This is a genomic window from Streptomyces sp. NPDC030222 (assembly GCF_055573115.1).
In genome coordinates, this window is record NZ_JBVICA010000010.1 from 1 (window position 1) to 12,551 (window position 12,551).

Consider the following 12,551-nt stretch of genomic DNA (forward strand, 5'->3'; position numbering starts at 1 on the left):
AAACGCCCGGTTACATTCCGAACCCGGAAGCTAAGCCTTTCAGCGCCGATGGTACTGCAGGGGGGACCCTGTGGGAGAGTAGGACGCCGCCGAACAATCTTTCAGGACCCTTGGTCCCAGCGTTCAGCTGGGACCAAGGGTCCTTTTTTGTTTTGCTGACCATTTGCCGAAGCGCGTCGGTCCATCGACTGCGCGAGAATGACTGCGGTACTCAACGACAGGAGCCATCCCATGTCCACCAACTCTTCCGACGACCGTCCGGAGCGCGAGCCGCGTCGCCGGGACGGTGGCGACCGGGGCGGCTACCGAAGCGGACCCCGTCGTGATGACCGTGGTGGTTACGGCCGCCGTGACGACCGTGGCCCGCGCCGTGACGACGAGCGTGGTGGCTACGGGCGTCGTGACGACCGTGGTCCCCGCCGGGATGACGACCGTGGCGGTTTCCGTCGTGACGACCGTCGTGACGAGCGCCGCGATGACCGTCGTGAGGACCGGGGTCCGCGGTCCTTCGAGCGTCGTGACGACCGTGGTGGTTACGGCCGACGTGACGACCGCGGCCCGCGCCGTGACGACGACCGCGGTGGCTACCCTCGTCGTGATGACCGCGGCCCGCGCCGTGACGACGACCGTGGCCCGCGTCGCGACGATGACCGTGGCGGTTTCCGCCGTGACGAGCGTGGCGGCTACGGCCGGCGTGACGACCGTGGCCCGCGTCGCGACGACGACCGTGGCGGTTTCCGTCGCGATGACCGTGGCGGCTACGGCCGGCGTGACGACCGTGGCCCCCGCCGGGATGACGACCGTGGCGGTTTCCGTCGTGACGACCGTCGTGACGAGCGCCGCGATGACCGTCGTGAGGACCGGGGTCCGCGGTCCTTCGAGCGTCGTGACGACCGTGGTGGTTACGGCCGCCGTGACGACCGTGGCCCGCGCCGTGACGACGACCGCGGTGGCTACCCTCGCCGTGACGACCGTGGCCCGCGCCGTGACGACGACCGCGGTGGCTACCCTCGCCGTGACGACCGTGGCCCGCGCCGTGACGACGACCGCGGCGGGTTCCGCCGTGACGACCGCGGCCCGCGCCGTGACGACGACCGTGGCCCGCGCCGGGATGACGACCGCGGTGGTTTCCGCCGTGACGAGCGTGGCGGCTACGGCCGTCGTGACGACCGCGGCCCGCGTCGCGACGACGACCGCGGTGGGTTCCGTCGCGATGACCGAGGTGGCCGTCCCGGCGGGTTCCGGGGCCGTGACGACCGTGGCGGCTACGGTCGCCGTGACGACCGCGACCGTGACCGCGACCGCGGTCGGGACCGGGAGCCCATCAAGCGTCTGCCGATCCCCGAGGACGTCACCGGCGAGGAGATCGACAAGGACGTACGGCAGGAGCTCCAGAGCCTGCCCAGGACGCTCGCCGAGGACGTCGCCAGGAACCTCGTCATGGTCGCGCGGCTGATCGACGAGGACCCGGAGCAGGCCTACGGCTACTCCAAGGTCGCCCTGCGCCTGGCCTCCCGTGTGGCGGCGGTCCGCGAGGCGGCCGGCTTCGCCGCGTACGCGACGCAGAAGTACAGCGAGGCCCTCGCCGAGTTCCGTGCGGCCCGCAGGATGACGGGTTCCGTCGAACTGTGGCCGCTGATGGCCGACTGCGAGCGCGGCATGGGCCGCCCCGAGCGGGCGCTGGCCATGGCGGGCGAGCCCGAGGTGCAGAAGCTGGACAAGGCCGGCCAGGTCGAGATGCGTCTCGTGGCGGCTGGTGCACGGCGGGACATGGGGCAGCTCGACGCCGCCATCGTGACGCTCCAGAGCCCCGAGCTGGCGTCGAACTCGATCCAGCCGTGGACCGCGCGACTCCGCTACTCCTACGCGGAGGCGCTGCTCGCGGCCGACCGTGAGACCGAGGCCCGCGAGTGGTTCGCGAAGGCGCTGGAGGCCGACAAGGACGGTACGACGGACGCCTCCGACCGGCTCGCCGAGATGGACGGCGTCGATTTCGTGGACGCCCTCGACGAGGACGCGGACGACAACGGGCTCGAGGAGACCGACGAAGGGAACGGCGAAGAGGCCGGCGCGGAGTCGGCCGCAGAACAGGGAGAGTCGGCCGAGGTGGTCGAGGCGGCGGAGGAGCCGCGTGAGGAGACCGGTGACGAAGAGGCCGGTGACGAGGCCGCCCGGGTGACGGAGGCCGCGCCGCAGTCCTGCGGCGACTCCGACGACCGGCCCGAGGCCGAGTCCGGCGACGACGACTGACCGGTCGCCGAACGCATGAAACGGAGGGGCGGTATCCCGTGGACCGGGATACCGCCCCTCCTCCTGTCTGCTCTGCCTTCGAGGGCGCCTGATCTGGCCGGTCAGCCGAGGGCGAGGCTCCGCAGCACCAGGCCCGTTGCCGGCTTCGGGCCGAAGGACGTGGATTTCCGGGGCATCGTGACGCCCTGACGGGCCAGGTCGCGTACGACGTCCTCGCGTACCGGATGCATCAGGACGGCCGTGCCGCCGTGGCGCTCGGCCTGTTCCACGACCGCCTCGGTGTCGTGGATGTAGCCGATGTGCTCCGGGGCGTCGGGGATGCGCCAGATGGTGTCCAGGAGCGTGGAGTGGAGCACGGTGGCGTCCAGCGTGCGCCACGCCTCGGGGCGGTCGGCACGGATGGTGCGGGCCAGGAGGTCCTCGTCCGGCTGGTCCAGCAGATGGAAGCGGCCGTCACCAGCCAGAAGGAAGGCATTGCCGGCCGCAGCGGCCCCGGCGAGCACGTCGAGTGCGTCGGGGAGCGGACCGTCGACCGTGCGGACGCGGAAGGAGCCGGCCGCGGCGGAGAGCGCCTCGGCGACGGGCATCCGGTGCAGCAGCCGGTGGATGGCGCGGACCTGGAGGGGGTAACGGACGGTGTCGATCAGCAGCACGAGGCCGAAGTCCCACGGGCCGGGGCCGGACTGTTCGGCGCGCAGCCGCAGGTAGGTCGCCCATCGGTGGTGGCCGTCCGCAATCAGCGCCTGGTGGTGCGAGAGGTCGGTTTCGACCTCGGCCAGCTCCGCCGGCTCGGTGACGGACCACAGCCGGTGGCTGTAACCGTCCTCGGTGGTCGTGGACAGCAGGGGCGGGCGCAGGACCGTGCGCTCGATGACGCTCGTCGCACCGGTGGGCCCGCCGTTGCCGCGATAGGTGAGCAGGAGCGGCTCCAGGTGGGCGGCCGTCTCGCGCATGAGCGCGGCCCGGTCCTCGACCACGTCGGGCATGACGTCCTCGTGGGGCAGCACGATGCCTTCCGAGGGCGCCGAGAGCGCCAGCGCACCGATGATGCCTCGCTGCAGCATCCCGCCGTGGGACTGCTCGTAGACGTAGAGGGCGGGGTGGGGGTCGGCGGTGAGAATGCCCTCGGCCAGCCAGCGGCGCAGGGTCTCCGCGGCCTGGTGGTGGCGGGCGCCGGGAGCCGAGGCCTGGGGCAGAATCAGCCGGACGATGTTGTGCGGGTCCGAGGATTCGAGTTCGTTGAGGCCGTCGGGCCGCACCACCACGTCGTACGGGGGCGAGGTCACGGCGGCGAGGCTGCCGACCCGTTCGGGGTCGTAGCGCAGTCCGCGGAACGGGATCAGTCGCAGCCCGAGGTCCGCACGCCCAATTGTGCTCATTGGTGCATGGTATGTGGCCTGGGGCCATGCGGGATGATCGGGGGCGTAAGTCCGCCACAGAGGAGCGAGAGTCATGAGCCGGCAGAGCAGGACCCGACCCGACGCGAGCGCGGTGGCGCTGAGCAAGGCCTACGACACGGCCCTGCTGGATCTGGACGGTGTGGTGTACGCGGGCGGGGACGCGGTCCCGTATGCAGTGGAGTCGCTGGAGACGGCGCGCCGGGGCGGCATGCGTCTGGCGTACGTGACGAACAATGCGCTGCGCACGCCCGAGGCGGTGGCGGAGCATCTGACGGAGCTGGGTGTGCCCGCGGAGCCGGCCGAGGTGGTCACGTCGGCGCAGGCGGTGGCCCGGCTGATCGCCGACCAGGTGCCGGCGGGCTCCCGGGTGCTGGTCGTCGGAGGGGAGGGGCTGCGGGCGGCGTTGCGGGAGCGGGGTCTGGAGCCGGTGGAGTCGGCCGACGACGACCCGGCGGCGGTGGTGCAGGGGTACGGCGGTCCGGAGCTCGCCTGGGGGCGTCTGGCCGAGGCGTCGTACGCCGTGGCGCGGGGCGTGCCGTGGTTCGCGTCGAACACCGACCTGACGATTCCGAGCGGCCGGGGCATCGCGCCGGGGAATGGGGCCGCGGTGGAGGCCGTCCGGATCGCGACGGGGGCGGAGCCCCAGGTCGCGGGCAAGCCGCTGCCTCCGATGCACCGGGAGACGGTCCTGCGGACCGGGGCCGAGCGGCCGTTGGTGGTGGGGGACCGGCTGGACACGGACATCGAGGGGGCGTTCAACGGCGGTGTGGACTCGCTCCTGGTGCTGACCGGGGTGACGGGGCCGGCGCAGTTGCTGGCGGCGGAGCCCCGGCACCGGCCGACGTACGTCGACGCGGATCTGCGGGGCCTGCTGACGGGGCAGTCCGAAGTGGTGGGGGACGAGCGGGGGTTCGGCTGCGGCGGCTGGACGGCGGCCGTACGGGACGGCGAGCTGTCGATCGAGGGCGGCGGAGAGCCGCTGGACGGGCTGCGGGCGCTGTGTGCGGCGGCCTGGACGTTCGCCGGTGAGGGGTCGTGCACGCTGGACGCGGGTAAGGCGCTCGTCCGGCTCGGTTGGTGAGCGTCCTCGTCCGGCGCGGAGTGCGGGCGCCTCGGAACGGGCTTCCGTGACCGGGATTCTGGTGAATCACCAGATCGGCCCACTGACAGGGTAGGCTAACCTAACCTCGTGTTGGTTGACAGTCCTCCTCAGCAGACCGCGGTGTCCGCCCCCGCACCCGCGCTCCGCCGGCGCCATGCGGTGCGCGCCGTCGGGCTCCTGGCCTCGACCGGTGTGTTGTTCCTGGTCGTTGCGGCGAGTTTCGTGATCGGCGCGAAGCAGATCCCGCTCTCCGAGGTGTGGCACGGGCTCTTCCACTTCTCCCGCACGCCCAACGACGTGATCGTCCACGACGTCCGGGTGCCGCGCACGGTACTCGGACTTCTCGTGGGCCTGGCGCTGGGTCTGGCCGGTGCCGTGATGCAGGCCCTCACCCGCAACCCGCTCGCCGAGCCCGGCCTTCTCGGTGTGAACGCCGGCGCCGCGGCCGCCGTCGTGTCGGCGATCAGCTTCCTCGGCGTCTCGACGATGAGCGGATACATCTGGTTCGCGTTCGTGGGTGCCGCGGGCGTCTCCGTGCTCGTCTACGTCCTCGGCGGCCACCGCAGCGCCACCCCCGCGCGCCTCGCGCTCGCCGGAACCGCGGTCACGGCCGCGCTCACCGGTTACATCAACGCCGTGCAGCTGCTGGACTTGGATGCGCTGGACAAGCTGCGCTTCTGGACCGTCGGTTCGCTCGCGGACGCCAACATGGGGACCGTCACCAAGGTCGCGCCGTTCCTCGCCGTGGGTGCGGTGCTCTCCCTGCTGCTCGCCCGGCCGCTCAACGCGATGGCGCTCGGCGACGACACGGCGCAGGCCCTCGGCGCACGACTCACCCGCACCCGCGTCCTCGCCATGGTCGCCATCACGCTGCTCTGCGGCGGCGCGACGGCGGCGTGCGGACCGATCGTGTTCGTCGGCCTGATGGTCCCGCACATGGTGCGGGCGATCACCGGACCCGACATGCGCTGGATCCTGCCGTACGCGGCGGTCCTCTCCCCGGTGCTGGTGCTCGGCGCCGATGTCGTGGGCCGTGTCGTCGCCCGGCCGTCCGAGCTCCAGGTCGGCATCGTCACCGCTCTGATCGGTGCGCCCGTCTTCATCCATCTCGTCCGCCGCAAGAGGATGGCCCAGCTGTGAAGCCCGCGACCACCGAGCCCGAGAGCACCGAGCCGCGGAACACCGCGTCGACGAGCGGCGAGCCCGCAACCACCGGGTCCGCGACCGTGCAGGCCGATGTGACGGCGCCCGCGAAGACCACGGCGAACGCCACCGCGAAGACCCCCGAGCGCAATGCCGCGGCGCCCAGGACCACCGTGAAGGCGATACGCACCCCCGGCGGTCTCTCCGTACGGTTCGACCGTCGGACGGCCCTCTGCGTCGTCCTTCTGGCCGCGGCCGTCCTGGCTGCCGGCGTCCTCCTCATCGGCAGCGGCGACTTCGACATCGCGCCCGCCGACGTCGTGAACACCCTGCTGGGGGACGGCATCCCCGCCCACGACTTCATCGTGAACGAGCTGCGCCTTCCCCGTGCGCTGGTCGGACTCCTCGTCGGTGTCTCGCTCGGCATCGCCGGCGCGGTCTTCCAGTCCCTCACCCGCAACCCCCTCGGCAGCCCGGACGTGATCGGGTTCGGCCAGGGCGCGTCCGTGGGGGCCCTGGTCGTGATCGTGCTGTTCCAGGGTTCGGCCGCCGCCGTGGCGGGCGGGGCGGTGTGCGGCGGACTGGTCACCGGACTGCTGATCTACCTGCTCGCCTGGAAGCGCGGCGTCCACGGCTACCGCCTCGTCCTCGTCGGCATCGGCGCGGCGGCCATGCTGACCGCCGTCATCCACTACCTGCTCACCAAGGCGCGCGACGTCGACGCGGCGCGGGCCGTGCTGTGGCTGACCGGGTCCCTCGACGGGCGGGACTGGGCGGACCTCTGGCCGCTGCTCGCCGGCTGCCTCGCCCTCCTGCCGTTCGTCCTCGCCCACGCCCGGCCGCTGCGGATGCTGGAGATGGGCGACGACGCCGCGTACTCGCTCGGGGTCCCCGTCGAGCGCACCCGGCTCGTGATGATGCTGTCGGCCGTGCTGCTGAGCTCGTTCGCCGCCGCTGCGGCCGGGCCGATCTCCTTCGTCGCACTCACCGCACCGCAGCTGGCCCGGCGGCTGACCCGCTCGCCGGGGCCGAACATCGTGCCCGCCGGCCTGATGGGCGCCGCGCTGCTGCTGGCCGCGGACTGGACCGCCCAGTCGGCGTTCGGGGAGCGGACCCTTCCGGTCGGTGTGGTGACCGGTGTGGTCGGCGGCTGCTACCTCGTGTGGCTGCTGGTGATGGAGCGCCGGGCGGGCCGCATATGAGCGGGCCGGCGACCGCGCGCAACGGCACACCGCGCGAGGACGCGCGTACGGACAAGAAGACCAGGAGCGAATCAGTGCAGCGTCTCACGGCGGAGTCGGTCACCCTCGGCTACGAACAGCGGATCATCGCGGAGGACCTCTCCGTCGAGATCCCGGACAACTCGTTCACCGTGATCGTCGGCCCCAACGCGTGCGGCAAGTCGACCCTGCTGCGCGCCCTGTCGCGGATGCTCAAGCCGACGAGGGGCCGGGTCCTGCTCGACGGGCAGACGATCCACTCGATGCCCGTCAAGAAGGTCGCCAGGACCCTCGGCCTGCTTCCGCAGTCGTCGATCGCGCCCGACGGCATCACCGTCGCCGACCTCGTCTCCCGCGGCCGCTACCCCCACCAGGGGCTGCTCCGCCAGTGGTCGGACGAGGACGAGCGGATCGTCCTGGAATCCATGGCCGCCACCGGGGTCGCCGAGCTCGGTGACCGGTACGTCGACGAACTCTCCGGCGGGCAGCGCCAGCGCGTCTGGATCGCGATGGCCCTCGCCCAGCAGACCCCGCTGCTGCTCCTCGACGAGCCGACCACGTTCCTGGACATCCAGCACCAGATCGAGGTGCTGGACCTGTGTGCCGATCTGCACGAGAAGGAGGGACGCACCCTGGTCGCCGTGCTGCACGACCTCAACCAGGCCGCCCGTTACGCGAGCCACCTGATCGCCATGCGCGGCGGCAAGGTCATCGCCGAGGGCCCCCCGGGGGAGATCGTCACCGCGGATCTCGTCGAGCGGGTCTTCGGCGTGAGCTGCCGGATCATCGACGACCCGGAGACGGGGACGCCGCTGGTGGTTCCCGCCGCCCGGCAGGCAACCCGGACCGCGGACCCGGCTGCAGCCGGTCCGGCGCCGGCCGGGACCGGGGCCGAGGACAACGCGTCCGCCCACACCGTGCCCGCCGACACCGTACCGTCCGACAACGCGCCCGGCGGCGTCGAGGCGGACACCGACGGTGAGCCGGACCCCGGTGCCGGCTCAGCGGCCGCAGTGGTCACAGCAAGGCCCTGAGCCGCAGGAGATCACGGAAACCGGCCTCCAGGCGGACCCGTCCGGAGGCCCAGGCGCGGGCGAAATTCAGCTCGCCCGCCACCATCGCCACCAGGTCGTCGCCGGTCATCGCCAGCCGGATCTGCGCCTTGTCACGCGGCGGCCCCGGTACGGAACCCAGCACCTCGATCCGGCCGTCGTCGAGACGGCCGGTGAAGGTCACGTCGAGGTCCGTGATGTGGCAGCTCAGCGAGCGGTCCACGGCCGCGGCGTCGCGCACGTCGCCGTTCGCCCGCGCGAGATTGTCCGAAAGTCTGTCGAGTGCGCTGCGGCACTCCTCCGTCGTCGCCATCGCGCACGACCGTACCCCAGGGCTTCGCGATAGCGTCGGGGCATGAACCACTCGACGCCCGGCCCCGAGGCGGAGCCCGAGGAGCCCCGGGCCATCGCCGCCGACACCGGGGGCACGCCCGGTCCCGCCGGCTCCCCGCCCACGGAGGCCGCACCCGTCGCGGCCGGGCCCGCCGGTCCCGCACCCCTGGGCGTGGCGCGCACCCCGACCGGACGTCCCGAGATCGATGTCCGCATCGAGCGCCTGGGCGACGCCGACCACCTCACCACAGACGGCCACACCGAGGTGTACGAGGATGTACACCGGGGGCTGAGGGACGCGCTCACCGCGCTCGACGCGCCGGCCGCGGCCGTACCCGCACCTCCGCAGCACGCACCCTCGTACGACAACAGGAGCTGAACCGCCCGTGGCACGTCGACGGCTCGACGCCGAGCTGGTCCGCCGGAACCTCGCCCGCTCACGCGAGCACGCCAGCCAGTTGATCGCCGGGGGGAGGGTCACCGTCGGTGGCAACACCGCGACCAAACCCGCCACCCAGGTCGAGACCAGTGCCGCGATCGTCGTCACCAAGGACGACGGTGACCCCGAGTACGTCTCGCGCGGCGGCCACAAGCTCGCCGGTGCGCTCGCCGCGTTCGTCCCCCAGGGGCTGCGGGTCGAGGGCCGGCGCGCGCTGGACGCCGGAGCGTCCACCGGAGGCTTCACGGACGTCCTGCTGCGTGCGGGCGCCGCACAAGTGGTCGCCGTCGACGTCGGGTACGGACAGCTCGCCTGGTCGCTCCGGAGCGATGAACGCGTGACCGTCAAGGACCGTACCAACGTACGGGAATTGACGCTGGAACTGATCGACGGGGAGGCAGTGGATCTGATCGTCGGAGACCTGTCCTTCATCCCGCTCGGTCTGGTGCTGCCCGCGCTGGTGCGCTGCGCGGCCCCCGACGCCGACCTGGTGCTGATGGTGAAGCCCCAGTTCGAGGTCGGCAAGGAGCGGCTGGGCAGCGGCGGTGTGGTGAGGAACCCCGAACTGCGCGCGGAAGCGGTACGGACCGTGGCGCGGCAGGCCGGGGAGTTGGGTCTCGGGGTACTGGGCGTGACCGCCAGTCCGCTTCCGGGGCCCTCCGGAAACGTCGAATACTTCCTGTGGCTCCGGCGCGGGGCGCCGGAGCTGGATCCTGCGGATGTTGACCGTGCAGTGGCGGAGGGGCCGCGTTGACAACGACGACAACGACAGCGACGACAGACGATCCACGGACCGTTTTCCTGCTCGCGCACACCGGACGCCCCGCGGCGATCCGCAGCGCGGAACTGGTCGTGCAGGGGCTGCTGCGCAGCGGCCTCTGCGTACGTGTCCTGGCAGCGGAGGCGGTCGACCTGCCGTTGCCACCGACCGTCGAGCTGGTCGCCGAGGCGACGCCGCAGGCCCTCGACGACTGCGAACTGCTGATCGTGCTGGGGGGCGACGGCACGCTGCTGCGCGGCGCGGAGCTCGCCCGCGCCTCCGGGGTGCCGATGCTCGGCGTCAACCTCGGAAGGGTCGGGTTCCTCGCCGAGGCCGAACGCGACGACCTCGACAAGGTCGTCGACCGGGTCGTGACACGGGCCTACGAGGTCGAGGAGCGCATGACCATCGACGTGGTGGTGCGCAGGAACGGCGACATCGTCCACCGGGACTGGGCGCTCAACGAGGCCGCCGTGCAGAAGGTCTCGCCCGAGCGGATGCTCGAGGTCATCCTGGAGATCGACGGTCGGCCGGTGACGGGTTTCGGCTGCGACGGCATCGTGTGCGCCACCCCGACCGGGTCCACCGCCTATGCGTTCTCCTCGGGCGGTCCCGTGGTGTGGCCGGAGGTCGAGGCGCTGCTGATGGTGCCGATCAGCGCCCACGCGCTGTTCGCCAAGCCGCTGGTGACCTCCCCGACCTCGGTGCTCGCGGTCGAGGTGCAGCCGCACACGCCCCACGGCGTCCTGTGGTGCGACGGCCGCCGGACCATCGAGCTCCCCGAAGGGGCCAGGGTCGAGGTCCGGCGCGGCGCCGTGCCGGTACGCCTGGCCCGGCTGCACCACGCGTCCTTCACGGACCGGCTGGTGGCCAAGTTCGCGCTGCCCGTGTCGGGTTGGCGCGGGGCGCCGCACTGAGGACCGTGTCCCCTCACGGGTGAACCGTGTCCGGTTGAACCCTGGAGGGGGAACGCGGGGCGGGGTCCGTCGCACAACCGGGCGCGGACCTCGTATGGTCTTCTCCGTGTTGGAGGAGATGCGGATACGGTCCCTCGGGGTCATCGACGACGCCGTGGTCGAGCTGTCGCCCGGTTTCACCGCGGTGACCGGCGAGACCGGCGCCGGCAAGACCATGGTCGTCACCAGCCTCGGGCTGCTGCTCGGCGGGCGCGCCGATCCCGCCCTCGTACGCATCGGCGCGTCGTCCGCCGTCGTCGAGGGCCGGATCACGGTGCCCGCGGACGCGCCCGCGGCAGTACGCGCCGAGGAGGCGGGCGCGCAGCTCGACGACGGCGCCCTGCTCGTCAGCCGCACCATCTCGGCGGAGGGGCGGTCCCGTGCGCACCTCGGCGGCAGGTCGGTGCCGGTGGGCCTGCTGTCGGAGCTCGCCGAGGACCTCGTGGCCGTCCACGGCCAGACCGACCAGCAGGGTCTGTTGCGCCCCGCCCGGCAGCGGCAGGCCCTCGACCGGTACGCGGGCGACGCCGTCGCCGGCCCGTACGCCGCGTACGCCGGCGCGTACAAGCGGCTCAAGGACGTGTCCGCGGAACTCGACGAGCTGACCACCCGGGCCCGGGAACGCGCCCAGGAGGCCGATCTGCTGCGCTTCGGCCTCGACGAGGTCGCCGCCGTGGAGCCGCGGGCCGGCGAGGACGCCGAACTGGCCGCCGAGGCCGAACGGCTCGGCCACGCGGAGGCCCTGGCGTCCGCCGCGTCGGCCGCGCACGCGGCACTGGCCGGCAATCCCGAGGACCCCGAGGGCGTCGACGCCGGCATGCTCGTCGCGGGCGCGCACCGGGCGCTGGAGGCCGTCCGGTCCCATGACCCCGCCCTCGCCGCGCTCTCCGACCGCATCGGTGAGATCGGCATCCTCCTCGGCGACGTGGCCGGCGAACTCGCCGGGTACGCCGACCGGCTGGACGCCGACCCGCTGCGCCTCGCGGCCGTGGAGGAGCGGAGGGCCGCGCTCACCGTGCTCACCCGGAAGTACGGCGAGGACATCACCGCCGTCCTCGCCTGGGCCGAGCAGGGCGCCGCACGGCTCACCGAACTCGAGGGCGACGACGACCGCATCGGTGAGCTGACCGCCGAGCGGGACGCGCTGCGCGCCGAGCTCTCCGGTCTGGCCCAGGCGCTCACGGAGGCCAGGACCGAGGCCGCGGCCCGGTTCGCCGACGCGGTGACCGCCGAGCTCGCCTCGCTGGCGATGCCGCACGCCCGCGTCTCGATCGCGGTCCGGCAGACCGAGTCCGCCGACGAGGCGTCGGGCATCGAGGTCGGCGGCCGGTCCGTCGTCTACGGCCCGGCGGGCGCCGACGAGGTCGAACTCCTCCTTGCGCCGCATCCGGGCGCACCGCCGCGGCCGATCGCCAAGGGCGCGTCGGGCGGTGAGCTGTCCCGCGTGATGCTCGCCGTCGAGGTCGTCTTCGCCGGGTCCGACCCGGTGCCGACCTATCTGTTCGACGAGGTCGACGCGGGCGTCGGCGGCAAGGCCGCCGTCGAGGTGGGCCGTCGGCTGGCCCAGCTCGCCAAGTCCGCGCAGGTCGTGGTCGTCACCCACCTTCCCCAGGTCGCGGCGTTCGCCGACCGTCAGCTTCTCGTCGAGAAGACGAACGACGGCTCCGTCACCCGGTCCGGCGTGAAGGTCCTCGAAGGGGAGGCCCGCGTCCGCGAGCTGTCCCGCATGCTCGCGGGCCAGGAGGACTCGGAAACGGCCCGCGCACACGCCGAGGAGCTCCTCGCGGCGGCCCGCGCGGACGCGTAGTCCGCGTCCGCGGGGCGGGCCGGGCCGGGCCTACGGGCGTACGCGCGGGCCCGGCCGTCGTGGCCGGCACTGCCCGCCGGGCCGGCACC

General features: G+C 72.8%; 12 protein-coding genes and 1 rRNA gene. 11 read left to right on the plus strand and 2 right to left on the minus strand.

Annotated features, from left to right (window positions below; all coding sequences use genetic code 11):
* The 3 genes from rrf to ACZ4Z5_RS16255 all read left to right on the plus strand — a co-directional run.
* Positions 1–95: ribosomal RNA gene (gene rrf, locus ACZ4Z5_RS16245) — 5S ribosomal RNA — on the plus strand; the annotation flags it as partial.
* Between the two features lie 230 nt (positions 96–325).
* Entirely contained in the window at positions 326–1,456 is a 1,131-nt protein-coding gene (locus ACZ4Z5_RS16250) for a hypothetical protein (protein ID WP_468263208.1), read from the plus strand.
* Complete coding sequence (locus ACZ4Z5_RS16255) at positions 1,339–2,250, plus strand: tetratricopeptide repeat protein (protein WP_468263211.1); 912 nt, start codon at positions 1,339–1,341, stop codon at positions 2,248–2,250. The genes ACZ4Z5_RS16250 and ACZ4Z5_RS16255 overlap by 118 nt, the downstream gene beginning before the upstream one ends.
* 101 nt (positions 2,251–2,351) lie before the next feature.
* Here the strand turns inward: ACZ4Z5_RS16255 and ACZ4Z5_RS16260 are convergent, their stop codons facing one another.
* Entirely contained in the window at positions 2,352–3,629 is a 1,278-nt protein-coding gene (locus ACZ4Z5_RS16260; RefSeq protein ID WP_468262653.1) for a DUF1015 family protein, read from the minus strand.
* A 73-nt stretch (positions 3,630–3,702) separates the two neighbouring features.
* Here ACZ4Z5_RS16260 and ACZ4Z5_RS16265 point away from each other — a divergent pair, with 73 nt between their 5' ends.
* The 4 genes from ACZ4Z5_RS16265 to ACZ4Z5_RS16280 all read left to right on the plus strand — a co-directional run bounded on the left by ACZ4Z5_RS16265 (position 3,703) and on the right by ACZ4Z5_RS16280 (position 8,149).
* On the plus strand, positions 3,703–4,731 hold the full coding sequence (locus ACZ4Z5_RS16265; RefSeq protein WP_468262656.1) for an HAD-IIA family hydrolase: 1,029 nt from the start codon (positions 3,703–3,705) through the stop codon (positions 4,729–4,731).
* A gap of 111 nt (positions 4,732–4,842) precedes the next feature.
* Positions 4,843–5,892 carry a FecCD family ABC transporter permease gene (locus tag ACZ4Z5_RS16270; RefSeq protein ID WP_468263213.1) on the plus strand — a complete coding sequence of 350 codons (1,050 nt, stop codon included), beginning with the start codon at positions 4,843–4,845 and terminating at the stop codon, positions 5,890–5,892.
* Between the two features lie 176 nt (positions 5,893–6,068).
* Positions 6,069–7,097, plus strand: a complete 1,029-nt coding sequence (locus tag ACZ4Z5_RS16275; RefSeq protein ID WP_468263217.1) for a FecCD family ABC transporter permease — start codon at positions 6,069–6,071, stop codon at positions 7,095–7,097.
* Positions 7,094–8,149 (plus strand): ABC transporter ATP-binding protein, encoded by a 1,056-nt coding sequence (locus ACZ4Z5_RS16280; RefSeq protein WP_468262659.1) that lies wholly within the window; start codon positions 7,094–7,096, stop codon positions 8,147–8,149. Before ACZ4Z5_RS16275 ends, ACZ4Z5_RS16280 begins: the two co-directional genes overlap by 4 nt.
* Here ACZ4Z5_RS16280 and ACZ4Z5_RS16285 read toward each other — a convergent pair.
* A complete protein-coding gene (locus ACZ4Z5_RS16285) occupies positions 8,133–8,480 on the minus strand; it encodes an SCP2 sterol-binding domain-containing protein (protein WP_468262662.1) in 348 nt (115 codons plus the stop codon). The genes ACZ4Z5_RS16280 and ACZ4Z5_RS16285 overlap by 17 nt on opposite strands.
* A 42-nt stretch (positions 8,481–8,522) precedes the next feature.
* Here ACZ4Z5_RS16285 and ACZ4Z5_RS16290 point away from each other — a divergent pair, with 42 nt between their 5' ends.
* The 4 genes from ACZ4Z5_RS16290 (at position 8,523) to recN (ending at position 12,462) form a co-directional block, all read left to right on the plus strand.
* The gene (locus tag ACZ4Z5_RS16290) at positions 8,523–8,879 is read left to right on the plus strand and encodes a hypothetical protein (protein WP_468262665.1); all 357 of its coding nucleotides are present in this window, start codon (positions 8,523–8,525) and stop codon (positions 8,877–8,879) included.
* Positions 8,880–8,886: 7 nt separating this feature from the next.
* Complete coding sequence (locus tag ACZ4Z5_RS16295; RefSeq protein WP_468262668.1) at positions 8,887–9,693, plus strand: TlyA family RNA methyltransferase; 807 nt, start codon at positions 8,887–8,889, stop codon at positions 9,691–9,693.
* Positions 9,690–10,616: an NAD kinase gene (locus ACZ4Z5_RS16300; protein WP_468262671.1), complete on the plus strand. Its 927-nt coding sequence runs from the start codon at positions 9,690–9,692 to the stop codon at positions 10,614–10,616. The genes ACZ4Z5_RS16295 and ACZ4Z5_RS16300 overlap by 4 nt, the downstream gene beginning before the upstream one ends.
* Positions 10,617–10,710: 94 nt before the next feature.
* Positions 10,711–12,462 (plus strand): DNA repair protein RecN, encoded by a 1,752-nt coding sequence (gene recN / locus ACZ4Z5_RS16305; protein ID WP_468262673.1) that lies wholly within the window; start codon positions 10,711–10,713, stop codon positions 12,460–12,462.
* The last annotated feature ends 89 nt before the right edge of the window (positions 12,463–12,551 follow it).